At 69.8% G+C, this 25244-nt stretch carries 25 protein-coding genes and 3 pseudogenes; 17 read left to right on the top strand and 11 right to left on the bottom strand.

What is annotated here, in order from left to right; all coding sequences use genetic code 11:
• Positions 1-10: 10 nt before the first annotated feature.
• Both AB0878_RS19705 and AB0878_RS19700 read right to left on the bottom strand, forming a co-directional pair.
• Entirely contained in the window at positions 11-2740 is a 2730-nt protein-coding gene (locus AB0878_RS19705; protein ID WP_366581920.1) for a Pls/PosA family non-ribosomal peptide synthetase, read from the bottom strand.
• Positions 2741-3296: 556 nt separating this feature from the next.
• On the bottom strand, positions 3297-3719 hold the full coding sequence (locus AB0878_RS19700) for a hypothetical protein (RefSeq protein WP_366581672.1): 423 nt from the start codon (positions 3717-3719) through the stop codon (positions 3297-3299).
• Between the two features lie 395 nt (positions 3720-4114).
• Between AB0878_RS19700 and AB0878_RS19695 the strand changes: the two genes are divergently transcribed.
• From AB0878_RS19695 to pqqE, 9 genes and pseudogenes are all read left to right on the top strand, one after another.
• Positions 4115-5509 carry a LytTR family transcriptional regulator DNA-binding domain-containing protein gene (locus AB0878_RS19695; protein ID WP_366581671.1) on the top strand — a complete coding sequence of 465 codons (1395 nt, stop codon included), beginning with the start codon at positions 4115-4117 and terminating at the stop codon, positions 5507-5509.
• Between the two features lie 149 nt (positions 5510-5658).
• Positions 5659-7788 (top strand): annotated as a pseudogene (gene katG / locus AB0878_RS19690) (catalase/peroxidase HPI); the annotation flags it as partial.
• Between the two features lie 354 nt (positions 7789-8142).
• Complete coding sequence (locus tag AB0878_RS19685) at positions 8143-8604, top strand: MSMEG_3727 family PQQ-associated protein (RefSeq protein ID WP_366581670.1); 462 nt, start codon at positions 8143-8145, stop codon at positions 8602-8604.
• Positions 8605-8617: 13 nt separating this feature from the next.
• Positions 8618-10324, top strand: coding sequence for a PQQ-dependent dehydrogenase, methanol/ethanol family (locus AB0878_RS19680; RefSeq protein ID WP_366581669.1), 1707 nt, complete (start codon positions 8618-8620; stop codon positions 10322-10324).
• 44 nt (positions 10325-10368) lie between these two features.
• The gene (gene pqqA / locus AB0878_RS19675; protein WP_220239625.1) at positions 10369-10464 is read left to right on the top strand and encodes a pyrroloquinoline quinone precursor peptide PqqA; all 96 of its coding nucleotides are present in this window, start codon (positions 10369-10371) and stop codon (positions 10462-10464) included.
• Between the two features lie 72 nt (positions 10465-10536).
• Complete coding sequence (pqqB, locus tag AB0878_RS19670) at positions 10537-11421, top strand: pyrroloquinoline quinone biosynthesis protein PqqB (RefSeq protein ID WP_366581668.1); 885 nt, start codon at positions 10537-10539, stop codon at positions 11419-11421.
• 3 nt (positions 11422-11424) lie between these two features.
• The gene (gene pqqC / locus AB0878_RS19665) at positions 11425-12141 is read left to right on the top strand and encodes a pyrroloquinoline-quinone synthase PqqC (protein ID WP_366581667.1); all 717 of its coding nucleotides are present in this window, start codon (positions 11425-11427) and stop codon (positions 12139-12141) included.
• A 5-nt stretch (positions 12142-12146) separates the two neighbouring features.
• Positions 12147-12440 carry a pyrroloquinoline quinone biosynthesis peptide chaperone PqqD gene (pqqD, locus tag AB0878_RS19660; RefSeq protein WP_366581666.1) on the top strand — a complete coding sequence of 98 codons (294 nt, stop codon included), beginning with the start codon at positions 12147-12149 and terminating at the stop codon, positions 12438-12440.
• A complete protein-coding gene (gene pqqE, locus AB0878_RS19655) occupies positions 12433-13527 on the top strand; it encodes a pyrroloquinoline quinone biosynthesis protein PqqE (protein ID WP_366581665.1) in 1095 nt (364 codons plus the stop codon). Before pqqD ends, pqqE begins: the two co-directional genes overlap by 8 nt.
• A gap of 3 nt (positions 13528-13530) precedes the next feature.
• Here pqqE and AB0878_RS19650 read toward each other — a convergent pair whose 3' ends face one another.
• On the bottom strand, positions 13531-14601 hold the full coding sequence (locus AB0878_RS19650; RefSeq protein WP_366581664.1) for a sodium:proton exchanger: 1071 nt from the start codon (positions 14599-14601) through the stop codon (positions 13531-13533).
• A 241-nt stretch (positions 14602-14842) separates the two neighbouring features.
• On the opposite strand from AB0878_RS19650, the gene AB0878_RS19645 reads away from it, so the two are divergent.
• Positions 14843-15598, top strand: coding sequence for a hypothetical protein (locus AB0878_RS19645; protein WP_366581663.1), 756 nt, complete (start codon positions 14843-14845; stop codon positions 15596-15598).
• Here the strand turns inward: AB0878_RS19645 and AB0878_RS19640 are convergent.
• Entirely contained in the window at positions 15595-16980 is a 1386-nt protein-coding gene (locus tag AB0878_RS19640) for a cytochrome P450 (protein ID WP_366581662.1), read from the bottom strand. The two genes, AB0878_RS19645 and AB0878_RS19640, sit on opposite strands and share 4 nt — an antisense overlap.
• Before the next feature lie 78 nt (positions 16981-17058).
• Between AB0878_RS19640 and AB0878_RS19635 the strand changes: the two genes are divergently transcribed.
• Positions 17059-17631, top strand: coding sequence for a TetR/AcrR family transcriptional regulator (locus AB0878_RS19635; RefSeq protein WP_366581661.1), 573 nt, complete (start codon positions 17059-17061; stop codon positions 17629-17631).
• Between the two features lie 134 nt (positions 17632-17765).
• On the opposite strand, the gene AB0878_RS19630 is transcribed toward AB0878_RS19635, so the two are convergent.
• Entirely contained in the window at positions 17766-18002 is a 237-nt protein-coding gene (locus AB0878_RS19630; protein ID WP_366581660.1) for a hypothetical protein, read from the bottom strand.
• Positions 18003-18035: 33 nt separating this feature from the next.
• Here AB0878_RS19630 and AB0878_RS19625 point away from each other — a divergent pair, with 33 nt between their 5' ends.
• Positions 18036-18212, top strand: coding sequence for a hypothetical protein (locus AB0878_RS19625; RefSeq protein WP_366581659.1), 177 nt, complete (start codon positions 18036-18038; stop codon positions 18210-18212).
• An 80-nt stretch (positions 18213-18292) separates the two neighbouring features.
• Here AB0878_RS19625 and ctaD read toward each other — a convergent pair whose 3' ends face one another.
• The 3 genes from ctaD to AB0878_RS19610 are packed head-to-tail and all read right to left on the bottom strand — an operon-like array spanning position 18293 to position 20807.
• The gene (gene ctaD / locus AB0878_RS19620) at positions 18293-19984 is read right to left on the bottom strand and encodes a cytochrome c oxidase subunit I (protein ID WP_366581919.1); all 1692 of its coding nucleotides are present in this window, start codon (positions 19982-19984) and stop codon (positions 18293-18295) included.
• A 20-nt stretch (positions 19985-20004) separates the two neighbouring features.
• Positions 20005-20670: a hydrogen peroxide-dependent heme synthase gene (gene hemQ / locus AB0878_RS19615; protein WP_366581658.1), complete on the bottom strand. Its 666-nt coding sequence runs from the start codon at positions 20668-20670 to the stop codon at positions 20005-20007.
• A complete protein-coding gene (locus tag AB0878_RS19610) occupies positions 20667-20807 on the bottom strand; it encodes a hypothetical protein (RefSeq protein ID WP_366581657.1) in 141 nt (46 codons plus the stop codon). Before AB0878_RS19610 ends, hemQ begins: the two co-directional genes overlap by 4 nt.
• Positions 20808-21018: 211 nt before the next feature.
• Here AB0878_RS19610 and AB0878_RS19605 point away from each other — a divergent pair, with 211 nt between their 5' ends.
• On the top strand, positions 21019-21309 hold the full coding sequence (locus AB0878_RS19605; RefSeq protein WP_366581656.1) for an amphi-Trp domain-containing protein: 291 nt from the start codon (positions 21019-21021) through the stop codon (positions 21307-21309).
• A gap of 192 nt (positions 21310-21501) precedes the next feature.
• Complete coding sequence (locus AB0878_RS19600; RefSeq protein ID WP_366581655.1) at positions 21502-21756, top strand: hypothetical protein; 255 nt, start codon at positions 21502-21504, stop codon at positions 21754-21756.
• Between the two features lie 35 nt (positions 21757-21791).
• Here AB0878_RS19600 and AB0878_RS19595 read toward each other — a convergent pair whose 3' ends face one another.
• Positions 21792-22730, bottom strand: coding sequence for an amidohydrolase family protein (locus tag AB0878_RS19595; RefSeq protein WP_366581654.1), 939 nt, complete (start codon positions 22728-22730; stop codon positions 21792-21794).
• Between the two features lie 53 nt (positions 22731-22783).
• Here AB0878_RS19595 and AB0878_RS19590 point away from each other — a divergent pair, with 53 nt between their 5' ends.
• Entirely contained in the window at positions 22784-23266 is a 483-nt protein-coding gene (locus AB0878_RS19590; RefSeq protein ID WP_366581653.1) for a MarR family transcriptional regulator, read from the top strand.
• A 40-nt stretch (positions 23267-23306) separates the two neighbouring features.
• Entirely contained in the window at positions 23307-24011 is a 705-nt protein-coding gene (locus tag AB0878_RS19585; RefSeq protein ID WP_366581652.1) for a class I SAM-dependent methyltransferase, read from the top strand.
• A gap of 1 nt (position 24012) precedes the next feature.
• On the opposite strand, the pseudogene AB0878_RS19580 reads toward AB0878_RS19585, so the two are convergent.
• Positions 24013-24509, bottom strand: a pseudogene (locus tag AB0878_RS19580) (ATP-binding cassette domain-containing protein); the annotation flags it as partial.
• 143 nt (positions 24510-24652) lie between these two features.
• Between AB0878_RS19580 and AB0878_RS19575 the strand changes: the two are divergent.
• Positions 24653-24880, top strand: a complete 228-nt coding sequence (locus AB0878_RS19575; protein WP_366581651.1) for a hypothetical protein — start codon at positions 24653-24655, stop codon at positions 24878-24880.
• Here AB0878_RS19575 and AB0878_RS19570 read toward each other — a convergent pair.
• Positions 24873-25244 (bottom strand): annotated as a pseudogene (locus tag AB0878_RS19570) (sulfate adenylyltransferase); the annotation flags it as partial. The gene AB0878_RS19575 and the pseudogene AB0878_RS19570 overlap by 8 nt on opposite strands.

Below are 25244 nucleotides of genomic sequence, written 5' to 3'. Positions count from 1 at the left end.
TCCCCTCCGCTCACCGTGGCCACGGGCTCGGCCGCCACGTTCCGTCGGCGATGATCGCTTTTCCGTTGTGTCCGTCCGGGACGCGGCGCCGTGGGCTCGGGCGCCGCTTGCCGTTGGTACCGGCGAGGTGCTCGATCGACTTGCCGTTGGTGCCGGCGAGGTGCTCGATCGACTTGCCGTTGGTGCCGGCGAGGTGCTCGATCGACTTGCCGTTGTGGCCTTCCCGTCGCCGGTGCCGGCCGGCCGCGACCCGGCCGTCGGTTTCCCGACCGGACCCGATCTCCCGGGCCGGGTTGCCTTCCCAGCGGGTGTGCGGCGGGACGTCCTCGCCCTTCATCAGGAAGGAGTCGGCCGCGAGCACCGATCCCTCGCCCATGGTCGCTCCGTAGTGGACCCACGCGCCGACCCCGACGGTGCTGCGCGAACCGACGAGGATGCGGTCGGCCTTGAAGGCACCGTCCTCCTGGGAATGGCATTGCACGTGCGAGCCGACGTTGAGGGTGACCTCGTCGCCGAACGTCACGAGCGTCTTCTCCGGCATCGCCGCGCCGTCGTCGAACACGCGCTTCCCCACCTTGACGCCGAGCAGCCGCCAGGCCAGGTTCTTGAACGGCGTGCCGTTGAGGGCCTGGACGTGCACTGTGGACGCCGCCGCCTTCCAGAACCGCTCGTGGCGCCAGAACCGGCGGTCGTAGATCGAGCAGTACAGCGGCCGCAGCGGGTGGACGACGATGGACGCGCGTTCCACCAGCGTGAAGTACAGGGAGCTGAACAGCAGCGCGGCGACCGAGGCCAGCGCCACCGCCGAAACCCCGAAGCGCGGGTAGAGCTCCGCCGAGGCCCAGCCGAGGAGCGTGACCGCGAAGAAGTAGAACCAGCGCACCAGGAAGAACATCACGGCGGTGACGGCGTTGTGGCGGTTCTTCGCGGCCAGCCGGCGGCGGAACTCCTCGCCCGTGCGCAGGTGGTCGAACTGGTGGTCGCGGGCCACCGTGCGCGGGATCTCGAAGCTCGGCGAGCCAAGCAGCCCGACGTTCTCGCGGACGGGGCCGTCGACCGGCACGAGGACCTTGGTCGCGAGCAGGCAGTTCTCCCCCGTCCGGCCCTGCGCGGGGTAGACGATCACGTTGCCGAGGAAGTTGTGCGCGCCGATCGCCGCGCGGGACACCTTGAACGACGAACTCGAGTAGTCGGCGTTCACGATCGACAGCCCGTCCGCGACCATCGTGCCGCCGCCGACGGAGCTCTGGAACGGCGTCTCGTGCTTGATCGCCGTGCCGAAGTTCGAGCCGGTCTGCTCGACATCAGGCATCCGGTAACCGAGATAGCGCAGGTAGTGCACGATCGCGGAGCTGTCGCCGAAGACGGTCATGAAGAACTTGAGGTTGGTGATCAGCCGGATCGCCCGCAGGATCGAGTAGCGCAGGGTGTACATCCGGTAGACCTTGTCCGGTTTGAGCGCGAGGCTGAGCACGCGCGGCACGACGGCGACGAACAACAGCCCGAGCAGCGAGAAGCCGAAGAAGATCACGAAGGTGATCGCCAGCGCGCTGCCGTAGAACGCCCAGCTCCCGAAGGAGATCGCGGGGGCGCCGAGCATCGGGGTGAGCTGCGGGACCTTGTCGATGAGCAGGTCCGCGCCGCCGACCGCCAGCGGGAGGTACACGAGCAGCGTGGTCAGCAGCTGCGAGACGCCGTAGGAGAACCGGCGCACGCGGCCGCAGCGGGCGGGCCCGACCCCGCGGTAGTCCGCCTCCGCGCGCAGCGCCGGCGAGCCGTGCCAGCGCTCGCCGGCCGGCACCGCCTGGCCGGGGTGCAGCGACGACACGTGCCCCAACTGGGAGCCGTCGCCCATCGAGGTGCCGATGTCGAGCACCGACAGCTCACCCACGAAAACGTCCTTGCCCAGCGTCACCGAACCGGTCTGGAGCACACCGGCTTCGGCCCGGTAGCCGGTGAAGAAGGAGTCCTTCCGGATCACCGAGCCCGCGCCGATCGTGAGCAGGTCGGTGCACACGGGCACGTTGCGCGAGAAGATCGCGACACCCCGGCCGATCTTCGCGCCCAGCGCCTTCAGGTACAACACGTACAGCGGCGAGCCCAGGAACAGCAGCGCCACCAGATTCCGCTGCACCAGCGTCTTGACGAGCCAGAATCGGAAGTAGTCGAGCGTCCACACGCGAATGCGCCGCGGCTTCCACCGGCCGACGAGCACCCACTTCGCCACCACCGGCAGCAAGCACAGGCCGATCAGGCTCGCCCCGCCGAACAGCACGAGCCGCAGGTAGACCTCCAGCAGGTTCGCCGAGCCGTAGACCCACGAAGCACCGCGTACCACCAGGAGTGCGGCGAGATAGGAATAACCCAGGAAAGTCACGAACTGGAGCAGTCCGCAGAGGACGTACGCGACCGCACCGGCGCGGGGGCGATCGGCGGCCGCCGGCTCGGCCAGTTCCCGGCTTTGCGCTTCGGCGTGTTCTTCGCCCTCCGGCTCCGCCTCGGCGGGCTCGTCGTCGTGCAGCGCGGTCGCCAGACTGCGCGCGGTCGGGTTGGCGTAGACGTCTTTCATCGACACTGACGGCACGTCCGCACGCTTGCGGACCCGCGCACAGAAGTGCGCCATCACCAGCGAGTTCGCACCGAGGTCGTCGAAGAAGTGGCTCTCGGCCGACACCTGGTCGACCTTGGCCACGTCCGCGAGCACCTCGGTGTAGACGCGCTCGGTGCGATCGGGGGTGATGGCGTGCCGGCCACTCCCCCGTCGAGATTCTGCCCAGTCCCCCGTCAGGAATTCGTCAGATTTCCCCAGGCGCCGGGCTTGGTTCTTCCCACCTGTTTTCTCCCGCCTCCACGTCCCCGACCGGCCGGACGTACCGGCGTCGTCTCGGGTCCGTTCGCCACCCACTGTAATCCCCACCCGCGTGCCGTCGACCCCGAAACAGTCCTTACGAGCACATTACGTCGCCCGGTCCGGAGTTCTCCCGACAACGTCTTCCGAGGTAGTGGATAATTTCGGCGGCATCCGGGCCGGGCGAGCGGACCCGCGGACAATCTTTTTGATCCACCAGGGGGTTTGCAGACCGTGCCGGATCCGTCGCGTCGGGTGCAAGATCACGACCGACGCGGCCGGGAAGCGTTTCCCGACCGGGCCGTTACATTGATTCCGGATTTGTTTTTCAAGCGGCGACGCCGGTTTGATCATTCACCAACGCGAATTTGATCTTTACTGTCCGTCACCGGCGAGTCTGCGCAAGGAAGAAACGGGGGACGAAATACTCCAACCCACCGGACCCGCTCTATTCGCGGCGTTGCACGAATGTGATCCCGGGGGCCGCCCGGACGCCCGCGGAACCCGTTGTGTCCGCCGTGGACACCGGCTTTCCGACTGCACCGGTCCGGCCGGCGCCCCGCGACCGCGTGGCCTCGTCGGTGACCAGGTCGTCGACGAACAGGACGCGGCCCCGGCTGGCCACGAGTGTGCGGTACCCGACCGGCGGCCGTCCGGACGGCGTGGAGGCGATCAGGTAGCGCAGCCCCTGCACATGTCCTTCGGTCACCAGTTCCTCGAACAGTTCGTCGGACAACGCGGGCGGCGGCAGCAGCAGGTCGTCGGTCACCCGCGGATCGTCGGCCGGTCCCAGCTCCCGGAACACCAGCTCGGCGTCGACGTGCGGCTCCTCGCTCTTCCAGCCCGCCGCCGGTGCCGGCGCCTGGTCCACTTCCCCACCGGCCCGGTGGACCGGTTCCCCGCGGAAGCAGTGACTTCGACCAGCAAAACCTAGATCCGTCAAATCCAGGATGTGCACCATCCAGGAATTCCGGCCCACCCGCGAACTCGTCACGAACTCCACCGGACAGTCGAAAGGATTTTTCGCCGCACCGCAACCACATTCCCCTTCCCGCCCCCGGTCACGGGACGTGCGCGGCCCGGCAACCGTCCCTAGACTGGCGGTACCGGTCGGTGACACAACCTGGAACGAGTGACGACGCCACGGACGCGCGGGGCAGTGGCCGATCCGCTGCCGGCAAGACCAGGGCCCGGACGAACGGGAACCGGTACGGGCCGAGCGCTTGCCGTCGGACGTCGGTGATGGACCGGAGGTGGTTCCGCACGATGAACGATGCGCATCGGTTCGATCCGAAGGCGGCGGGTCCCGCCGGCGGCGCCGTGTTCGCGGCGTGGGAGCGGTTCGTGCAGGGCGAGGACCAGGTCCCCGGCGTCCGGCCGGTGGTGGCGATCTCCTGGCACCGGTGCCGGGAGCGGTACCGCGTCGATCCGCACCTGACCGAGGCCCCGGTCGCCGTCGCCGAACGCGGGCACAACCCCGAACACGATGCCGTCTTCGCCGAGCTGGGTTTCCGTGCCGCCTCCGTGGCCCACGAGATGGGGAGCATGCCCGGCGTCGTCAGTGTCACCGACGCGGCCGGGCGGATTCTCGGCGACTGGGGCGACCCCGGCACGCTCGCCCGAGCCGCCGACCTCAACCTCGCGCCCTGGTTCTGCTGGTCCGAATGCGCGGCGGGCACGAACGGCATGGGCACGGCGCTGGAGGCGCACGGCCCGGTGCTGATCAGCGGCGCGGAGCACTGGTGCCAGGCGTTCCACAACTGGGTCGGCGCGGGCATCGCGGTGCGCGACGTGGTGACCGGCGAGCCGATCGGGGGCCTGAACCTCTCGTGCTGGCGCAGCCAGCTCCCTCCGAGCGCCGGCGGGTGGCTGGCGAACGCGATCGCCCAGACCCAGAGCGCGCTGAAGCGGCGCGCCCGCGACAGCGGCGCCGAGCTGGTCGCGGCCTACACCCAGGCCAGCGCCCGCTCCGGCACGCCGCTCGCCGCGGTCGACACCGCGGGCAAGGCCGTGATCGCGGACGACACGGCGAGCGTGCTCATGGGCGTCCCGGCCTCGACCCCGGCGATCGACTCCACGCTGCGCTGGAACCCCGGGCTCCCGGAACTGATCGCCGCCGCCCGGCACGCCACCAAGCAGGCGGCACACAACCCGGACTGGGTCGGCTCGACGCAGATCTTCACCCACCTCTCCGACGAGCCGGCCGCGATCAGCATCCGGCCCGTGTTCTCCTCCGCTCGGCTGATCGGGCACCTGGTTTCGTTCGGGGTCTCCGACGGAGTGCCGCTGCCCCCGGCGGACGCGGGCACGCGCCCGCGCGTGCGGCCGCGCCGGGTGGTCGGGATGCGGGACAGCCGGATGGTGCTGCTGCACCTGCCGGAAGTCTCCTTCGCCGAATCGGAGGGCAACGACGTGTGGCTGTCCACCGCGCAGGGCCGGTTGCGAGCCGCTTCGCCGAGCCTGGACAAGCTCGACACCGAACTGGCCGAGGCCGGCTTCCTGCGGGTACACCGCCGGTACGTGGTCAACCTCAGCCGCATCCGCGAGATCGAGCGCGGCCACAAGGGCGAGCTGCGGCTCGTCATGGACGACCGCGCGAACGAGATGGTGCCGGTCTCCCGTCGCAACGCTCCGGCCGTGCGCCGCGCGCTGGACCTCTGAGCACCACCCGCACCACCCGGAAGGATCCACCGGTGTCCGACAGTCCCGAAGCCGTTGCCGGCGAGCCGGCCGACCGCAGCGCGGGCGGCCTCGGTCTCCCCGGCGCGGCCGCGCGAAGCGGCCGCCCTGCCGCGCCCGCGGGCAACCGCGACTGGTGGCCGAACCGACTCGATCTGAACGTCCTCCGGAAGAACCCCGCCGCGGCCGACCCCCTGGGACGGGACTTCGACTACGCCGCCGAGTTCCGGACCCTCGACCTCGACGCCCTGGCGAACGACATCGACGAGGTGCTCACGACCTCGCAGGCGTGGTGGCCCGCCGACTTCGGCCACTACGGCCCGCTCGTGATCCGCATGGTCTGGCACTGCGCCGGGACCTACCGCATCGACGACGGCCGCGGCGGCGCCGCGACGGGCATGCAGCGCTTCGCCCCGCAGAACAGCTGGCCGGACAACCGCAACCTCGACAAGGCGCGCCGGCTGCTCTGGCCGGTGAAGAAGAAGTACGGGCGCAAGATCTCCTGGGCCGACCTGATGGTCTTCGCCGGCAACCGCGCCCTGGAGACGATGGGCTTCACCACCTTCGGCTTCGCCGGCGGGCGGGCGGACGTCTGGGAGTCCGACGACGACGTCTACTGGGGTCCCGAGCACGTCTGGCTGGGCGACGAGCGGCACGGCGGCGTCCGGGACCTGGAGAGCCCGCTCGCCGCCGCGCAGATGGGTTTGATCTACGTCAACCCCGAGGGACCGCACACCGTCCCGGACCCGCTCACCGCGGCGCACGAGATCCGCGAGACGTTCCGGCGCATGGCGATGAACGACGAGGAGACCGTCGCGCTCATCGCCGGCGGGCACACGTTCGGCAAGACCCACGGTGCCGCCGAGCCCGACACCCACCTCGGCCCCGAACCCGAAGGCGCCGCACTGGAGGAGCAGGGCCTCGGCTGGCGGAGCGGGTACGGCACCGGCAAGGGCGCGGACACCATCTCCAGCGGGCTCGAGGGCACGTGGACCCCCACTCCGACGAGGTGGGACAACAGCTTCTTCGAGACCCTGTTCGGCTACGAGTGGGACCTGGAGCTGAGCCCCGCCGGGCTGTGGCAGTGGATCCCACGAGACGGCGGCGGCGCCGGAACCGTGCCCGATGCCCACGACCCGGCGAAAACGCACGCCCCGACCATCCTGACGACGGATCTGGCGCTGCGCACGGACCCGGTCTACGAACCGATCGCCCGGCGTTTCCGGGAAAACCCCGATCTGCTCGCGGACGCGTTCGCCCGGGCGTGGTTCAAGCTGACGCACGTCGACCTCGGCCCGGTGCAGCGCTACCTCGGACCGCTGGTCCCGCACGAAACCCTGCTCTGGCAGGACCCGATCCCCGCGGTGGACCACGAACTCGTCTCCGCGACGGACATCGCCGCGCTCAAGCGCGAGATCCTCGACTGCGGGCTGTCGATCTCCGACCTCGTTTCCACGGCGTGGGCGTCGGCCTCGACGTTCCGCGTCAGCGACAAGCGGGGTGGTGCGAACGGGGCGCGCCTGCGGCTCGAACCGCAGCGGAGCTGGCCGGTCAACGAGCCCGACCGGCTGGCGCGGGTGCTGAGCGCCCTGGAGGAGATCCAGAAGTCTTTTGCCGGCCGGCAGAACGGCGACAAGAAGATCTCGCTCGCCGACCTCATCGTGCTCGGCGGGGCCGCCGCCGTCGAGCGGGCCGCCGCGAACGCGGCCCACGACGTCGAAGTCCCCTTCACCCCGGGCCGCATGGACGCGACGCAGGAGTGGACCGACGTCGAGTCTTTCGCCGCACTCGAACCGGCCGCCGACGGATTCCGCAACCACACGGCGAAAGGCGGCCGGGTTCCGCCGGAACACCGGCTCGTCGACCGCGCGAACCTGCTCAGCCTGAACGTGCGGGAGATGACGGTTCTCGTGGGCGGTCTGCGAGTCCTCGGGGCGAACCATCGGCAGTCGCCGCTGGGCGTCTTCACCTCCCGCCCCGGGTCGCTGACCAACGATTTCTTCGTGAACCTCCTCGACCCCGGGGTGGAGTGGCGGCCGCGATCGGGTTCGCTCGCGGAAACCTTCGAGGGCCGCGACCGGACCACCGGCGAGCTCAAGTGGACAGCCGGTCGCGTCGACCTCGTTTTCGGTTCGAACTCCGAGCTGCGGGCACTCGCGGAGGTCTACGCGAGCGATGACGCGGAGGCGCACTTCGTGCGTGACTTCGTTGCGGCATGGGACAAAGTCATGAACCTCGACCGGTACGACCTCCGGCCGTGACCGGGCCGCACATTCGGCAGGGCGAATTTTTCACCGGCAGCCACGGGCGGGACCCAGGACGAAATTCCGGAGACCCAGACCTGGCTCAACGGAGCCGAATCGCGGGTGAACGGTCGTCGATTCGGGGTGAACGGCGCGCGCCGAGCCGGCCACCCCGCTCGCTTGTCCGCGTGTTTTCTCCGGCGTAGCGTGCCTGTCGAGGACCGATTTCGGATCGGACGTCGGATGACGCGGGGAAAAGTGATCGAAATCTGAAAAATTTCCGTGCGGAAATGCGCGTCGCCGCGCCCGAGCACCTTCGATGCGACCGATACGAAATCGGCATGAAGATCGGGATGAGGAAGGTGAAGGCCGATGACGACAGCGCCGGAGCGGACCGACTTGCTCAAAGAGCTCGGGCTGGACGTGCAGAACCACGCAACGCTGGGTCGCGTGCTGGGGACCGGGAAGATCGCACGGGCCAGCGAAGGAGCGGATGGCCGAATGAAGGCCACCATTCGCATCAACGAGGACGAGCTGATGTGGGATCCCTCCATTCTCGTGATGCCCCACGGCGGGGATATCGACCTGGAGCTCGTCAACGACGACAAGAACACCCACTGCGCGCTCCTGCCCAGCAACGGCGACCGAAAATTCATCTGGCTGGTGAACCATTCGCGCGGCCGGGCGACGCTCAACCTCGACGGCCCGGGCTACTACTGGTACAGCTCGCCCACCGGCAACGACGAGGGCCGCGGGCTGACCGGCGCCATCGTCGTCCTGGGCGACGCGCCACCGGAGGCGCGCCTGGACCGACCCGACCAGCCGCAGCCGTAGGGAGGAAGAGGACATGACGACCTCGGAAGACTACGTCGACGCCGGAGAGGCCATCGACCAGGGAAACCTGAGCTACAAGATCCCGGGCGGTGACAACGCTCCGCCCGTCACGGCCGGCGTGAACTACGAGCGCATTCTCAACGCCCGCAACGAACCGCACAACTGGCTGACCTACTACGGTGCCTACGACGGGCAGCGCTACAGCCCGCTGGACCAGATCAACACGGAGACCGTCAAGCGACTCGCCCCCGCCTGGGTGTTCCAGGCCGGCACGACCGGCCTGATCGCCGGCGCGTCGACCTACTCGTTCGAGGCCGCCCCGATCGTGGTCGACGGGATCATGTTCGTGACCGGCTGGGACGGCTGGATCTGGGCCCTGGACGCGAAAACGGGAGTGGAGATCTGGCGGTACAAGCACGCTGTGCCGTTCGACGTGTCGCTGTGCTGCGGGAACGTCAACCGCGGCTGCGCGGTGGCACAGGGCAAGGTCTTCTTCGTCACGCCCAACGCCCGCCTCCTCGCGCTCGACGCGATCAACGGGAAAATGGTGTGGGCCCAGACCTACGGCGACGTACGGGCCGGCGAGAGCGCCACCGTCGCGCCGCTGATCGTGAAGAACATGGTCATCGTGGGCAGTTCCGGCGGCGAGTTCGGCGTGCGCGGTCACCTGGACGCGTTCGACCTCGAATCCGGCGAGCACCAGTGGCGCTGCTACATGGTGCCGAAGCCCGGCGAACCCGGCTCCGAGACCTGGCCCGCCGACGGTGAGGCCTGGGCGCGCGGCGGCGCGAACTGCTGGGTCACCAGCACGTTCGACCCGGAGACGAACCTGCTCTACGTGGGCACCGGCAACCCGGCACCCGACTTCGACGGTGAGGTCCGGGAAGGCGACAACCTCTACACCGACAGCATCGTCGCCGTCGACGTCGACAGCGGGCAGATCCGCTGGCACCACCAGTGCACGCCGCACGATCTGTGGGATTACGACAGCATCGCCGAGAACATCCTGTTCGAGAAGGACGGCCGCAAGCTCCTCGGGCACTTCGACAAGAACGGCTACTTCTACGTCCTCGACCGCACGAACGGCGACCTGATCCAGGTCACCCCGTTCGTGGACCGCATCACGTGGGGCGCGGTCACCCGGGACGGCCGGGTGACGGCCAAGCTGTACCCGGAGAAGGAGGGCGAACCGGTCCACTTCTACCCGGGTCCGGCCGGTGCCAAGGAGTGGACCCACGCGTCCTACAGCCCGAAGACCGAGCTCTTCTACGTGCCGGTGCAGGACACCGGGGCCACGGCCACCCGGCGCCGCCGGGAGTTCAAGGAGAGCATCCCCTATTGGGGCGCCGGGGTTCAGGTGGACGCCGACGACATGACCGGGTCGATCAGCGCGTTCGACGGCAACGGCGAGGAGAAGTGGCGCTGGCGCAACGAACTGCCGATGTGCGCCTCGACGCTGGCCACCGGCGGCGACCTGGTGTTCGCCGGCGAAGCCACCGGCGAGCTCAACGCGCTCGACGCGCGCTCCGGGGAGCTGCTCTGGCAGTTCCAGTGCGGAAGCGGCCACCACAGCAGCCCGACGACGTACTCGGTGGACGGACGGCAGTACATCGCCGTGCCCGTCGGCTGGGGCGGATGGGCCGAGGGGTTCCTCCCCGGCATGTTGGGTGCGGGACACGGAAGCGCCCTGTTCGTCTTCGCCCTTCCGGAATCCGCATGAGACACGGGAGAACCCGCCCCGATACGGGCAGAGGAGGTGAGTCCATGGAGTCTCGACTCGATGTGTGGGAGACGCCCGAGTTCGACGAGATCGGAGTCGCACCCGAGGTGACCATGTACATCGCTCAGCTGGACGACTAGAGGACACGGGCGGCGCCGGGCTTCGGCCCGGCGCCCTCCGCTCGTTCGGACGACCACGGACGGAGTGCCGGGATGTGGCTGCGGGTGCTGGGCTCGGCTGCGGGAGGCGGTTCCCCGCAGTGGAACTGCGGCTGCCCGGTCTGCGCCGCCGTCCGGTCGGGGGCCGCGCCCCCGCGTACCCAGTCCTCGGTCGCGGTGAGCGCCGACCGCCGGTCCTGGTTCCTGATCAACGCCTCACCCGACGTCCGCGGCCAGATCGAGGCGTTCCCCGGGCTGTGGCCGGACGAGGACCGGGTTTCGCCACTGAAGGCGGTACTGCTCACCGACGCCGAGCTGGACCACACGCTGGGCTTGCTGTTGCTGCGCGAGGCCCGTGGTCTGCGGCTGTACGCGACGCCGGCGGTGCACAAGACGTTGCGCGACGGCTCGGGGCTGCTCCGCACACTGGAGCTCTACTGCCCGGTCGAGTGGCGCGCGGTGGTCCCCGGCGCGGACATGCCGCTGGCCGACGGGCTGTCCTGCCGCGCGTTCGACGTGCCCACCACCAAACGGGATCGCTTCGGCCCCGCGGCGGACCACGGCCGTGTGGTGGGCTACCGGCTGACCGACGAACGCGGCGGCGGTCTGGTCTACCTGCCCGGGGTGCAGGCGCTGACCCCGGCGCTGCGGGCGGAGATCGCCGGCTGCGCGTGCCTGCTGATCGACGGGACCTGCTGGCGGGACGACGAACTGGTGCGGCTCGGCCTGGCCGGCAAGACGTCACGCGAGATGGGCCACCTGCCGATCGACGGCCCGGACGGCACGCTGGCGCAGCTCCCGTCGCTGGACATCGGGCGGGTGATCTTCGTGCACCTGAACAACACCAACCCCGTACTGCTGGAAGACACGGCCGAGCGGCGCCTGGTGGCGGCCGCCGGCATGGAGGTGGCCGTGGACGGACTCGAGGTCGAGGTGTAGGGCATGACAACGACAACCGGGAACACAACCGGGACAACAGCCGCGACGACCGACGAGTTCGTCGAGACGCTGCGCGCCCACTCCCGCCGCTACCACGACCAGCACCCGTTCCACGTCCGGATGAACGCCGGCCGGCTGAGCCGCGCGCAGATCCGGGGCTGGGTGGCCAACCGGTTCTACTACCAGGAGAACATCCCCCGCAAAGACGCGGCGATCCTCTCCAACTGCCCCGATCTCGAAGTCCGCCGCCGCTGGATCCGCCGGATCCTCGACCACGACGGCCGCCACGCCGGGGAAGGCGGCATCGAGGCGTGGCTGCGCCTCGGCGAGGCCGCCGGGCTCACCCGCGAAGAAGTCCTGGACCACCGGCACCTGGTCCCGGGGGTGCGGTTCGCGGTCGACGCCTACGTCACCTTCACCCGCACCCGCCCCTGGGTGGAGGCGGTCGCGTCGTCGCTCACCGAGCTGTTCGCCCCCGACCTGATGGCCGAGCGGCTCGCCGCGTTCGAGCGGTGGTACCCGTGGATCGCGCCCGGGGGCCTCGCCTACTTCCGCGCCCGCCTGGAGCAGGCTCCGCGCGACTGCGAGCACGCTCTCGAAGTGGTCACCGCGCACTGCCGGTCCGCCGAGTCCCAGGCCCGCGCCGTCGACGCGCTGTCGTTCAAGTGCGACGTCCTGTGGAGCCTGATGGACGCGATCGACCGAAGCCACCCGGAGTGAACGCCATGGACTCGACCACCCGCACCGAAATGTCCACATCGGACCGGCCACGACTGGCGCGCCACGTCCGGCTGGCGTTCAACCCGGCCCGGCAGCAGCACGTCCTGCAGCTCCCCGAGACCGTGGTGGTGCTCAACCGCACCGGCGCGGCCATCCTCCAGCTGTGCGACGGGCGGCGCACGGTGGCCGAGATCGTGGCCGAGCTGGGTGAGCGGTACGAGAGCGTCCCCGCCGACGAGGTGCGGCGGTTCCTGACCCGGCTCGTCGCCCGGCGCTGTGTGGAGCCGTCCGATGGATAACCCCTTCGGCCTGCTGGCCGAGCTCACCTACCGCTGCCCGCTGGCCTGCGCGTACTGCTCGAACCCGCTGAACCTCGCCGACTACACCGACGAACTGGCGACGGACGAGTGGCTGCGCGTGCTGGCCGAGGCCGCCGAGCTGGGAGTGCTGCAGTGCCACCTGTCCGGCGGGGAACCGTTGCTGCGCCGCGATCTGGTGGAGATCGTGGCGCGGGCCCACGAGCTCGGCCTCTACACCAACCTCGTGACGAGCGCCCTCGGGCTCTCGCGGCCGAGAGCGGAGCAGCTGCGGGCCGCCGGTCTGGACCACGTGCAGATCAGCGTCCAGGCCGACGAACCCGTCGTGTCCGACCGCATCGCCGGGACCCCGTCCTTCCGCCGCAAGATCGAGGCCATGGGCGTGGTCAAGGAGCTGGGGTGGCCGCTCACCGTGAACGTGGTGCTGCACCGGCAAAATATCGACCGGATCGCCGACGTGCTCGCGCTGGCCGAGCAGGTGGGCGCCGACCGGGTCGAGCTGGCCAACACCCAGTACTACGGCTGGGCGTTGCGCAACCGGGCCGCGCTGCTGCCGAGCCGCGAACAGCTCGACGCGGCCGAGGTCGTCGTGCGGGCCGCCCGCGAGCGGCTGCGGGACCGCATGGACGTGCTCTACGTCCTGCCCGACTACTACAGCCGCTACCCGAAGCCCTGCATGGGCGGCTGGGCGTCGCGGCAGCTGACCGTGACGCCGAACGGCGACGTCCTGCCGTGCCCGGCTGCCCAGTCCCTGCCGTTGCCGCGGGCGAACATCCGGGAGGATCCGCTGGGGCGGATCTGGGCCGAGGCCCCGGTGATGACCGCGTTCCGGGGCACGGACTGGATGCCGGATCCCTGCCGCAGCTGCGATCGGCGGGAGATCGACTTCGGTGGTTGCCGCTGCCAGGCGTTCCAGCTCACGGGCGACGCGGCCCGGACCGACCCGGTGTGCCACCTGTCACCCGACCACGACCTCGTGGCCCGGGTGGTCGAGACCGCGAACGCCGATGCGCGGACCGACCTTCCGGTGGTCCCCCGTCCGCACCGCGCCGGCCGTTCGCGCGTGTGACGCTCAATCCGCTTCGACCGGTGCGCCGCCGAACACGGCGAAGCTGACGGCCCAGTAGGCGATGTAGAGCGCGAGCAGCACGAACCCGTGCCAGCGCTTGAGCTGTCGGGTGGAGAGGAAGTACGCCGCGAGCGCGGTCATCCCGACGAGGACCGGGAGGTGCCAGGACAGCACATTGCCGTCGACGACGATGCTGCCGCCGGCGAGCAGGACGATGCCGAGCTTCGCGGTGACGCCGAAGACGACGCTGCCGATGACGTTGCCGACCCCGAGTTCGGGCGCGCCTTTGCGGGTGGGTTCGACGGTCAGGAAGATGTCTTCGAGCGTGAGCACGAGGGTCGCGATCGTCGCGCCGAAGAGGGCACCCTGGATGTGGTAGTCCTCCAGGATGCCCTTGGTGCCGTAACTGGTGATGGCGGCGCCGGCGACCAAGCCCGCCAGCGCGACCACGGCCAGCGTGATCGCGGCCCAGCCCGGGAGCGGGCGTTCTTTGGTGAACGGCACCGTCACGACGAACGGGGGCTTGTCGGTGGGCACGTCGGCGGGGTCGCGCGGGGCCGAGGTCGCGTCGGCGCTTCCGCCGGAGCCCGCCCCGACTTCCAGCTTCTCGAGGATCTCGGCGTTGCGGAAGACCGGCGTGCTCCGCTTGAGCTCCCGGGTGGCCACGTAGCCGATGAAGAGCACGAACAGCAGCACGAGCACCACGCCGTAGATCGGCGTGAGGGGCGCGAAGACCAGGAAGGGAATCAGCACCAGCGGCGCGACGGCGAACAGCGCGAGGTACGGGCGCGGAATGTTCACCTTCGTCGGCGAAATGATCGCGGCGAGGGCGAGCACGATTCCGATCATCGAGATGGCCGTGCCGAATACGGTGCCGAGCGCGACGTCACCCAGATCTTCGACGTTCAGCGCCACGCCGAGCGCGACGTCGTCGAATTCGATCCCGGTGAAGACGATCGCGAGCAAGAACAACGAGATGTGCAGGCCGGCCGCGGCGCCGACGAGGTAGGTGATCAGCTTTTCCGCGCTGTAGATCAGCAACGCCGCACCGGCGACGAAGATCAGGATCGACATGGTACCGGCATTCCTTTCCGAGAGGGCCGAAAAGGTCAGTGCTCGGGTAGACCGGCAGCCGGTCAGTTCCCCAGGCATCGATCGTCGCAGGTCGCCGTCGATTCGGCTACATTCAATCGCCCCTGTGAAATTGTGGAGAACAATGCGCCCGTTCGGCGGTGGATTTCGCCGGTTTCGCAGTGTCGGCCGCAATGCCGGTGGCGCCGCCGGGACACGCGTTCGCGGGTGGCAGGATGCCGGCATGCGAGTGACGCGCTACGACGCGGCCCAGGAGGTCCGGCGAGGGCGGGTGGACACGAACACCGTGGCGCGCCTGGACGAGGTCGGCGGGTTCGCCGAGGTGCTCGACGTGCTCGGCCAGTTACGCGGTGAAGACGCGACCGCGCGGGTGCTGTGCACGCTCGACGACGTCGACCAGTGCCTGTACACGAGCCTGCACGCGACAGAGGACGAACGGCTCTGGTTCGACGACGGCGAAGACGAGGACCCGGCCGTGCGGCGAAAGGTGGACGACGCGCGGGCGGCGCACGTCGCCGCGGCCCTCGAGGCGTCGCGGGTTGCGTGGGAGGAGCTGCCGGGGCAGCGCATGGGCGGTGAGGTCGACGTCGCGGCGCTGGTGGCGGTGAACCGGGCGCCGGACGGGTTCCTGGACGACGTCGTGCTCGTGCAGCGGGTGCCCGTGGCGCGCGACGACCTGGCCATCGCGGGAATCCCGAACGGCTACTTCACCTCCGACTGGAGCGTGTTCCAGAACCACGCGATCTTCGGGCTGATGGCGGCGCACGGCTACCGCCACTTCGGGATCGGGGCCTCGCTGCTCGGGTTCGACCGCGCGGTCGCGCCCTCGCCCGAGGAGGCGACCGCGGTCGTCGCCGACCTGACGCACCTTTACGGCGCGCCCGGCGTGGCCGCGTGGGACGAGCTCGCCGGGCTGCTGCCGGAGCAGCGCCTGCTGCTGCTCGGCTACACGGAGAACTTCCCCGACCTGGTCGGCTAGCTCGTCCGGACCGCCGCGCGCGCCCGGGCCCGCGGGTGCACCGTGAAGCCGCTCGGCTTGAGCGTGAGGGACTCCGCGATCTTCAGCTCATAGGCCGGATCGGCCTCGAATTCGTAGCGCTGCACCACCATGCCGAGCGCCAGCACCGCTTCGTGCAGCGCAAACTGCCGACCGATGCACGCGCGTTCCCCCGTGCCGAACGGCTTGTACGCCTGCGCCGGGCGTTTCTTCACCGCCGCGGGCTCGAAGCGGTCCGGGTCGAACTTCTCGGGGTCCGGCCCCCACACCGCCGGGTCGCGGTGGACCAGCGGCAGCGGCACGATCACCCAGTCGCCCTTGCGCATCCGGTACTTCCCGCCGAGCAGCACGTCTTCGCGGGCCTCGCGCGAGTAGCCGGGCGCGGTCGGCCAGAGCCGCATGGCCTCGTCGAGCACGCGGCGCACGTAACGCAGCTTCGCGACGTCGCCGAACCCCGGGTCGCGATCGCCCCACACCGCGTCGACCTCGGCACGCGCCTTGGCGAGGACCTCGGGGTTGCGGGTGAGGTAGTACAGCGCGAACGACAGCGCGCCGGACGTCGTCTCGTGGCCCGCGACGACGAACGTGATGGCCTGGTTGCGGATGTTCACCGGGTCGAGGCGCTCGCCCGTCATCGGGTGGCCCTCGGTGAGCATCAGGCCGAGCAGGTCGCGGCTCTCGCCCCCTTCGCGGCGGCGGGCCTCGATGACCTCGTCGACGAGGTTGTTCATCGTCGCGATGTCCGCCTTGTTCTGGGCGGGCGACCCGGCGAACGCGCGCCGCACGAACGGGAGCTTCACGTTCTGCAGCTGCGCGAACCGCAGCGCACGGAGCATCGCCGTGACGAAGGGGTGCGGCTCGGCGCGCTCGAACGAGCCGAACCGGTAGCCGAAGCCGGCGCGCCCGATCGTCTCGAGGGTCAGGCGGGTCATGTCGGCGGCGACGTCGACCGGGCCGCTCGCGCGGTCCCACGCGTCCGTGAGCTCGTGCGCGACCTCCAGCATCACCGGGTGGTAGCGGCGCATCGCGTCGGCCGAGAACGCCGGCTGCAGGATGTCGTGGGCCAGCCGCCAGTTCGGTTCGTGCGTGTGGGCGGTGAACAGCCCGTCGCCCGCCACCGCGCGCAGGTTCTCGATGCCGAGGCCGACGTGCTTGCCGAACTTGGTCTCGTCGTTGAGCTGCGTGACCACGTCGACGCCGCCGGCGAAGACGATCTCGAACCCGAAGATCTTGCGCGTGAAGACGGGCCCGACCTGCTGCCCGACGCGCAGGGTGTCCTGCAGCGGCGTGCGCGGGTTCGACCCGAGCAGGTCGCCGATCACCGGCAGCCGGCCCGGCCGGTGCGGAATCCCGGTGGTGTCCACGTTCGCTCCCCTATTGAACCCAGATCCAATAACGTCACGATCCCCCGCTACTGAACCCATGTCAAGTAAGCTCGCGTGATGCGGACACGGCTGAGCACGCAGCAGCGGCGCGAGCAGCTCCTGGGCATCGGCGCCGGGCTGTTCGCGAACCGGCCGTACGACGACGTCTGGATCGAGGAGGTCGCCGAGATCGCCCACGTCTCGCGCGGCCTGCTGTACCACTACTTCCCCACGAAAAAGGACTTCTTCGCCGAGATCGTCCGCCGCCAGCGCGACCAGCTGCTGGCCATGAGTGAACCCGACCCGGCCCTGCCGGTGACCGACCAGCTCAGCGCCGGGCTCGACGTGTACCTGGAGTTCGCCCGCACCCACCCCGACGGCTACCGCATCGTCCACCGCTCCGCCGGCGACGCCGACCGCGAGATCCGGGAAATCCGCGAAGCCGGCATGGCCGCCAACACCGAACGCATCCTGACCGCGATCGCCCTGCTCCGCCCGATCACCGACGCGACCCGGCTCGCGGTACGCGGCTGGCTCGCCTTCGTGTCCACCCTGATCCTCGACTGGCTCGACCAGCCGAAGGTCACCCACGAGGAACTCCGCGACATCTGCGTGCGAACCCTGTTCGCGGCGGTCGACGTCACGGTGTGACCGGCGGGTCAGTCCACAGTGGCGGGGGCCCGGTCACCGAGCGGACCGGCTGTTCGCGGTGCAGCACGTCCGCTCGGATCCCGGCGAAGGGCTCCTCGCTGTCGTGCACGGAACGCGGCGTGCGGAGGGTCGGACTATCCGCGCGTAGTGGCATCGCCGACCACCATTTCGAAGAGGCGTAAGTACGCCTCTTCCTCACTTTCGAAGCACTGCTCGCCTATCCGCTTTCCCCGTTCGGCATAAGACACACACCACCTCGACCCCCGCCGTTCCATGACGTACTGCTCGTCCGCGTAACCATCGTTGATCGAGTAGGAATTCTGCGCGACGCCTTCTTCGGCCAAGGCCCGCACAAGTTCGTCGCGGTTCACCGTCCTTGCCTACCAGTGCTCGGCAGTGAGTGGGTGACGTGGTCCTCCCACGCCTGCAGCGCCTCGGCCGGTGCGGAGGCGCGGGAGGCCGGCGAGGCCCTCGTCCGCGATGCGCAGGGCGGCCCATTCGGCCGCGTCGCCGGCGTCGGCGAGGATCGGTTCCTTGATCCGCCGATGGCGCTCGTCGACGAGCGAGGGCGGGCGGGGTGATGCGGTCGAAACTCCGGGACTCCGGGATTCCACGATCGACATCGTAACGGGATTCGCCGACAGTCGGCAGAAACCCCGGGTCAGACCTCCTTCTGGTGGCCGGTCAGCGTGATGTGACCTTCGGCGCGGATCCGCTCGATCATGTGCGGGTAGTGGAGCTCGAAAGCCGGACGCTCGGACCGGATCCGCGGCAGCTCGGTGAAGTTGTGCCGCGGCGGCGGGCACGAGGTGGCCCATTCGAGGGAGTTGCCGTAGCCCCACGGGTCGTCGACCGTGACGATCTCGCCGTAGCGGTAGCTCTTGAACACGTTCCACAGGAACGGCAGCATCGAGGCGCCGAGGATATACGCGCTGATCGTCGAAACGGTGTTGAGCACGGTGAAGCCGTCCGTGGACAGGTAGTCGGCGTAGCGGCGGGGCATGCCTTCGGCGCCGAGCCAGTGCTGCACCAGGAACGTGCCGTGGAAGCCGATGAACGTGGTCCAGAAGTGCCACTTGCCGAGCTTCTCGTCCATCATCCGGCCGGTGAACTTGGGGAACCAGAAGTAGATCCCGGCGAAAGTCGCGAACACGATCGTGCCGTAGAGCACGTAGTGGAAGTGCGCCACCACGAAATACGTGTCGGACACGTGGAAGTCGATCGGCGGCGCCGCCAGCATCACGCCGGTGAGGCCGCCGAAGAGGAACGTGACGATGAAGCCCATCGAGAAGATCATCGGCGTCTCGAACGAAAGCTGGCCCTTCCACATCGTGCCGATCCAGTTGAAGAACTTCACGCCCGTGGGCACGGCGATCAGGAACGTCATGAACGAGAAGAACGGCAGCAGCACCGCACCCGTGGCGTACATGTGGTGCGCCCACACCGCGGCCGAGAGCGCCGAGATGGCGATGGTCGCGAAGACCAGGCCACGGTAGCCGAAAATCGGTTTCCGGCTGAACACCGGGAAGATCTCCGACACGATCCCGAAGAACGGCAGCGCGACGATGTACACCTCGGGATGACCGAAGAACCAGAACAGGTGCTGCCAGAGGATCACCCCGCCGTTGGCCGGGTCGAAGACATGCGCGCCCAGGTGCCGGTCGGCCAGCAGCCCCAGCAACGCGGAGGTGAGGATGGGGAACGCGACGAGGATCAGGATGCTCGTGATGAGGATGTTCCAGGTGAAGATCGGCATCCGGAACATCGTCATCCCGGGCGCGCGCAGGCAGATCACCGTGGTGACCATGTTGACCGCGCCGAGGATCGTGCCCAGGCCGCCCACCACCAGCCCGGAGATCCACAGATCGGCACCGACGCCCGGCGAGTGGATCGCGTCCGACAGCGGCGTGTACGCGAACCAGCCGAAGTCGGCCGCGCCACCGGGGGTCAGGAATCCGGAAAGGACGATCAGGCTCCCGAAGAGGAAAAGCCAGTAGGAGAACGCATTCAGCCGCGGGAACGCGACGTCGGGTGAACCGATCTGCAGCGGCAGCACGAAGTTCGCGAACCCGAACACGACCGGCGTCGCGTACAGCAGCAACATCACCGTGCCGTGCATGGTGAACAGCTGGTTGTACTGCTCCTGCGACAGGAACTGCAGCCCCGGCCGCGCGAGCTCGGAGCGCATCAGCATCGCCATCGCGCCGCCGATGAGGAAAAACGCCATCGACGTGACGAGGTACATGATGCCGAGCTGCTTGTGGTCCGTCGTGCGCAGCAGCCGGACGACCAGCGAACCGCGGGGCGCGTCCCGGCGCGGATGAGCGCGGACCGCCACGGGAACCGGGGTCACGCGCGCGGGTGAATCAGTGCTCAAGACAGGCTCCTGACCAGATCGTGGATCGACACGCGCTGCCCGGTGAAGAACGGCGTGTCGAGCCGGACGTGCATGCGCGCCTCGGTCGCGCGGAACTCGCGCATCAGATCGACGATCCGGTCGAGGCGATCCGCCTCCAGCGCGAGGATCCACTCGTAGTCACCGAGACCGAAGGCGGCGAGGGTGTTCGACAGGACGTCGGGGTAGTCGTGCGCCGCGGCGCCGTGGTCGGCGAGCATCCGGCGCCGTTCCGCCGCGGGCAGCAGGTACCACTCGTACGAGCGCACGAACGGGTACACACAGGCGAACCGCGCCGGCGCCTTCCACTCCAGGTAGGCCGGCAGGTGGCCGGGGTTGAACTCCGCGTCGCGGTGCAGCCCGGCCGAGCTCCACACCGGCCGGGACACGGCGCCCCACGTGGTCCGGCGCAGCGCGAGATAGGCCTCCTGGAGAGCCTCGGGTGACGCGGCGTGCCACCAGATCATCCAGTCGGCGTCCGCGCGCATCCCGGTGAGCAGGTAAACCCCGCGGACGGTGGCGCCGCCGGCGAGCGCCTGCTCCACCTCCTGCGCGACTGCTGCCTGGTCGCGCCCCGATGCCGCCGGGCCGGCCGCGAAGACCGACCACATCGTGTAGGCCTGCTGGGCTTCGCGGCCGGTCATCGCGGCAGGACGGTGAACGCGACCGTCAACACGAAGACCAGCGCCCCCTTCACCACCAGCGCCAAGGCGAACGGCCGCGGGCCGACGCCGGGCGGCCCGGCCACCTCGCGGCTCGGCTCCGGAATGCACTCGTCCATCACCACTCCTTTACGCACGCCTGACCGCCCGGATGGATAGTACGCTGATAATTAGTGCACTAATCAACGGAGCGAGACGTACCTCACGACGCTTTTTCGCCACTGAGCGTGAGAGGACGACCGCGGTGCGCCTTCATGCGTGGCAGGTGATGCGCGAGCGACGGGCGGCTGGTGCTGTTCGCGGCAACGCCAGCGAGCGAAGGAGCCAGCCATGTCCGACGTCGAGGTCAAGCGCGAGGAGAAGCTTTCGCGCGAGGACGCCGCCGAGCGGCTCGCCGCGCTCGCCGCCGCGCTGGCGGCCGGGGGCAAGGTGGAGCTCGCGCTCGGCGCCAGCACCGTGAAGGTCAACGTGCCCGACGAGGTGCAAATCGAGGTGGAGATCGAGATCGACGGCCGTGAGGTGGAGCTGGAAGTGGAGCTGAAGTGGTCGACCGGGAAACCGGCCCGCGCGGTGGCCACGCGGCGCACCGGCCGGCGATCGGCCGCCGCGGCCGCGAAATGACGCCGCCCGCGAAATGACTCCGGCGCCTGCGCGACACCGGTGCCGGTGGCGGGCAGCCGTACCCACCCGATACCGGCCAGCCGGTACGGACGTTACCGGCTGGCCGGTATCGACGTATTCCCGGCAGCACCGGGCCCGCAACGGCCGCTGGCGGCAATGTGCACGGGCGGCGCCGCTGCGACGCTGGGTTTCATGAAATTCACTGAGCGGTCCGCCGGGCGCTCCGAACCCGAGGACCTCACCACGGTGACCGGGCACACCGGCACGTCGTACCTCTGCCCGGACCTGTCCGCGGTCGACCAGCACATCACCTTGCTGTACCAGGAAATCGAGCGCACTCCGCCGGCAAGCCGGCGCGAGGTCGAGCAGGCCGTGTGGGCCGACATCGACCTCCTGCTCGACCGTCGCAAGTGGCTCGAGGTGACCACCCTCACCGCCGCGGGCTGACCTGACCGGCGGACCGCCTCCGTCGTCCCGCCGGATCAGCCGGCCAGGCGCGGGAAGAGAACCTCCGCGTTGCCGCGGTCGATCGCGGCGCCCTCGCCCTCCGCGAAGCGCGGGTACTGCTCCAGGTACCGGTTGTAGTACGCGCCGGCCTGTTCCGGCGCGAACGGCCAGTCGCTGCCGTAGAGGACGTGCCCCGGTTCGGCGAACTCCAGCAGCGCGGGCAGCGCGCTCGGGCTGGCCGAGAGGGCCGTGTCGAAGTAGAAGCGCTTGAGCTCGCGGATCACGTCGTCGGCGTCGCGTGTGGTGTCCACGACGGTCGACGTCAGCCCGGAGAACCGGTAGGCCGCGTACGGCAGGAACCCGCCGCCGTGCGAGAGGATCACGCGGACGTCCGGGAAGCGCCCGAGCGTGCCCGTGAGCACCAGGTCGAGCGCGGCTCGCGTGGTGTCGAAGACGTAGTCCGCCAACGGCGCCGGTGTGCCGGCCAGCAGCGGCATCGGCGGCTGTGCCGGGTGGACGAAGACGACGGCGCTCCGCCGGTCCAGTTCTTCCCACAGTGGCGCGAAATCGGGGTCGCCGAGGTAGCGACCCTCCACATTGGACATCAGGATGACGCCGTCGGCGCGCAGCGTGTCCAGGGCGTGGACGGCCTCCGCGACGGCCCCGTCGACGTCGGGCAGCGGGACGCCGGCGAAGTGACCGAAGCGGTCCGGCCGGTCCTTGACGAGCTCGGCGCAGTACTCGTTCACCGCGCGCGACAGCGTGCGCGCCTCGGCGTCGTCACCGAAGTGCGTGCCGGGCGCCGTGACGGACAGGATGCCCGTGGCGATGCCCTGGCGGTCCATCATCGCGACGGCGTCGCCGGCGCTCCAGCCGGGGATCGCCCAGCCGCCGGAGTCGAGACCGCGTTCGGCGAGCGCCTCGGCCCAGAGCGGCGGGACGACGTGCTGGTGGACGTCGATGCGGGCGGTCATGGCTGTCACCTCTGTTAGCTTGCTAAGTATATTTATTTAGTAAGCTAACAACCATGACGCCGAAGGACAAGCGTGTGATCGACGACGTGGAGGCCCTGGCCCAGGCCGCCGACCGGCTGTTCTACGCCATGCGCCGCTCCCGCACGGCCATCGGCGACCGCGCCGCCGGCGGCCTGTCGATGGCCCAGCTCGCCCTGCTCGAGCCCCTGGCCGAGGCCGCCAACACCGCCGGGCTGCCCGTCAGCCGCCTCGCCGCGGGCGCCGAGGTCAGCGTCCCTACCGCGACCCGCATGCTCCAGCAACTCGAGGCGAAGGGCCTGATCACCCGCCACCGAGCCCCGGACGACGAGCGGAAGGTCCTCATCCGCCTCACCGCCGACGGCGCGAACCGCCTCTTGGCCCTGCGCACCGAGCTGCGCGCCCGGCAGTTCGAGGCGCTGTCGCGGTATTCGCCACGGGAGCGGCGCGAACTGACCGCTCAGCTGCAGGGACTGGCCGACGTCATCGGCGGGAGCCTGGCCGGCCCGCCGCGTTAGGCCGGTTGGGTGACGATCACGAGCTGGGTTGGATGGGCGCATGCCTGCGCACGTCACCAACGACTACGACGGTTTCGCCGAGGCTTACACGGCCGAGAACGAGACCAACCTCATCAACGCCTACTACGCGCGGCCCGCGATCCTGGACCTGGCCGGGGACGTGGCCGGCCGGCGGATCCTCGACGCGGGCTGCGGGGCCGGCCCCGTCTCCGCCGCGCTGCGCGAACGCGGCGCCGAGGTGAGGGGCTTCGACGCCAGCGCCAAGATGGTCGAACTCGCGCGACAGCGGCTCGGCGCCTCAGCGGACCTGCGGGTCGGCGACCTGAGCCGGCCCCTGCCGTATCCCGACGCGGAGTTCGACGACGCCGTCGCGTCGCTGGTGCTGCACTACCTCAAGGACTGGTCCGCTCCCCTGGCCGAGCTGCGGCGCGTCCTGAAACCCGGCGGCCGCCTGATCCTGGCCGTCAACCACCCGATCATCTTCAAGCTGCTCCGCCCCGAGTCGAGCTACTTCGGGCTCACCGAGTGGTCGGAGGAGTACGACTTCGCCGGGAAGAAGGCCACGCTCACGTACTGGCACCGGCCCCTGCATGCCATGACCGACGCCTTCACCGCCGCCGGCTTCCGCACGGCCGTGATCAGCGAGCCGTACCCGGCGCCCGGCGCGCGCGAGCGGTTCCCCGAGGAATTCGGGGACCGGCACGCGTTCCTCTGTTTCCTGTTCTTCGTCCTCGAGGCCTGCTGACTCACGCGCCGCGTGTCTTGTATTCGGCGAGAACTTCGTCGAGCGAGCCGTGCGCGCGGATGCGGCCCTCGTCCAGCCAGAGGGCGGTGGTGCACAGCTCGCGCAGCAGGTCGTCGGCGTGGGACGCGAACACCAGGGCGCCGGACCGGCGGGCGAGGTCGACGAGGCGGCCGCGGGCTTTTTCCAGGAACGCCGCGTCGATGGCACCGAGGCCCTCGTCGAGGATGAGGATCTCGGGGTCGATGGTGGTCACCACGCCGAGCGCGAGCCGACGCGCATGCCGGCGGAGTAGGTGCGCAGCGGCAGGTGGAGGTAGTCGCCGAGCTCGGTGAACTCCGCGATGTCGTCGAGCCGGCGCTCCATCTGCCGGCGGCTCATGCCGAGGAAGAGGCCGCGGATCAGGATGTTCTCGCGGCCGGAGACCTCGGGATCCAGGCCCACCCCGAGGTCGAACACCGGCGCGATCCGCCCGACGACGCGCGTGCTGCCGCGGGTCGGCCGTAGATGCCGCACCCGGGCTTCGCGGGGCCGTCGCCGCGTTCACCGAGGCGCTGGCGCAGACGTTCACCCGCCACGGCCGGGTCTTCCCCGAGTTGCTCGACGCCCAGCGCACCGAGGGCCGCGACCGCGGGCTCCGGGCGATGGCTGCGATCCAGCGGACGTTCGTCGACGGCGCGGAACCGTGCCTCGCCGAGATCCGCCGGCCGGATGGTGCGCTGGCCCTCCGGATGGCCGCGCGGACGATCATCGGCTCGTGTGTCCACCGGGCTGCGTCCGGACGGTTCTGGCCTGACGACTTGACGTGGGGCGCGTGGGCGAGCGAGTCGGCCGAGATGGCGTTGGCCTATCTGAGGTCTGCCGTCAGGTGATCACCCCCGCGGCGAGGGTGTCGCCGTCGCGGGGGTCGATGACGAGGAAGGAACCGGTGCGAGGGCTGACGGCGTAGGGGTCGACGGCGAGCGGCTCGGCGAGGCGGAGGGACGCGTGGCCGATGTCGTTGAGCTCCAGGGTGGCCGGGGCGTCGACGGTCAGCAGGGACTGTTCGTCGAACCGCGCGGTGATCTCCGTGACGACCGCGGGGGTCGTGCGGGCGCCGTGTTTGACGAGGACGCGCGCGGCGGGTGCGAGGGGTTTCGCGGAGAGCCAGCACAGCGTCGCGGTGAGCTCGTCGGTGACGCGGGGCGCGCGATCGGCCACGGCGATGAGGTCGCCGCGGGAGATGTCGAGGTCGTC

The organism is Amycolatopsis sp. NPDC047767 (assembly GCF_040704195.1).
Lineage (GTDB): Bacteria > Actinomycetota > Actinomycetes > Mycobacteriales > Pseudonocardiaceae > Amycolatopsis.
The sequence above is the reverse complement of the archived record's forward strand: the minus strand, read 5'-3'. Positions and strand labels throughout refer to the sequence as shown.

Bases quoted from the DNA above. Each gene is read 5' to 3' on its own strand.
- AB0878_RS19595 (WP_366581654.1), bottom strand. From the start codon at position 22,730: ATGACCGCCCGCATCGACGTCCACCAGCACGTCGTCCCGCCGCTCTGG.
- pqqA (WP_220239625.1), top strand. From the start codon at position 10,369: ATGGAGTCTCGACTCGATGTGTGGGAGACGCCCGAGTTCGACGAGATC.
- hemQ (WP_366581658.1), bottom strand. From the start codon at position 20,670: ATGACCGGCCGCGAAGCCCAGCAGGCCTACACGATGTGGTCGGTCTTC.
- pqqC (WP_366581667.1), top strand. From the start codon at position 11,425: ATGACAACGACAACCGGGAACACAACCGGGACAACAGCCGCGACGACC.
- AB0878_RS19585 (WP_366581652.1), top strand. From the start codon at position 23,307: ATGCCTGCGCACGTCACCAACGACTACGACGGTTTCGCCGAGGCTTAC.
- AB0878_RS19600 (WP_366581655.1), top strand. From the start codon at position 21,502: ATGAAATTCACTGAGCGGTCCGCCGGGCGCTCCGAACCCGAGGACCTC.
- AB0878_RS19695 (WP_366581671.1), top strand. From the start codon at position 4,115: ATGAACGATGCGCATCGGTTCGATCCGAAGGCGGCGGGTCCCGCCGGC.
- AB0878_RS19590 (WP_366581653.1), top strand. From the start codon at position 22,784: ATGACGCCGAAGGACAAGCGTGTGATCGACGACGTGGAGGCCCTGGCC.
- AB0878_RS19680 (WP_366581669.1), top strand. From the start codon at position 8,618: ATGACGACCTCGGAAGACTACGTCGACGCCGGAGAGGCCATCGACCAG.
- pqqB (WP_366581668.1), top strand. From the start codon at position 10,537: ATGTGGCTGCGGGTGCTGGGCTCGGCTGCGGGAGGCGGTTCCCCGCAG.
- AB0878_RS19685 (WP_366581670.1), top strand. From the start codon at position 8,143: ATGACGACAGCGCCGGAGCGGACCGACTTGCTCAAAGAGCTCGGGCTG.
- AB0878_RS19645 (WP_366581663.1), top strand. From the start codon at position 14,843: ATGCGAGTGACGCGCTACGACGCGGCCCAGGAGGTCCGGCGAGGGCGG.
- AB0878_RS19650 (WP_366581664.1), bottom strand. From the start codon at position 14,601: ATGTCGATCCTGATCTTCGTCGCCGGTGCGGCGTTGCTGATCTACAGC.
- pqqE (WP_366581665.1), top strand. From the start codon at position 12,433: ATGGATAACCCCTTCGGCCTGCTGGCCGAGCTCACCTACCGCTGCCCG.
- AB0878_RS19605 (WP_366581656.1), top strand. From the start codon at position 21,019: ATGTCCGACGTCGAGGTCAAGCGCGAGGAGAAGCTTTCGCGCGAGGAC.
- AB0878_RS19575 (WP_366581651.1), top strand. From the start codon at position 24,653: ATGGCTGCGATCCAGCGGACGTTCGTCGACGGCGCGGAACCGTGCCTC.
- AB0878_RS19635 (WP_366581661.1), top strand. From the start codon at position 17,059: ATGCGGACACGGCTGAGCACGCAGCAGCGGCGCGAGCAGCTCCTGGGC.
- AB0878_RS19610 (WP_366581657.1), bottom strand. From the start codon at position 20,807: ATGGACGAGTGCATTCCGGAGCCGAGCCGCGAGGTGGCCGGGCCGCCC.
- pqqD (WP_366581666.1), top strand. From the start codon at position 12,147: ATGGACTCGACCACCCGCACCGAAATGTCCACATCGGACCGGCCACGA.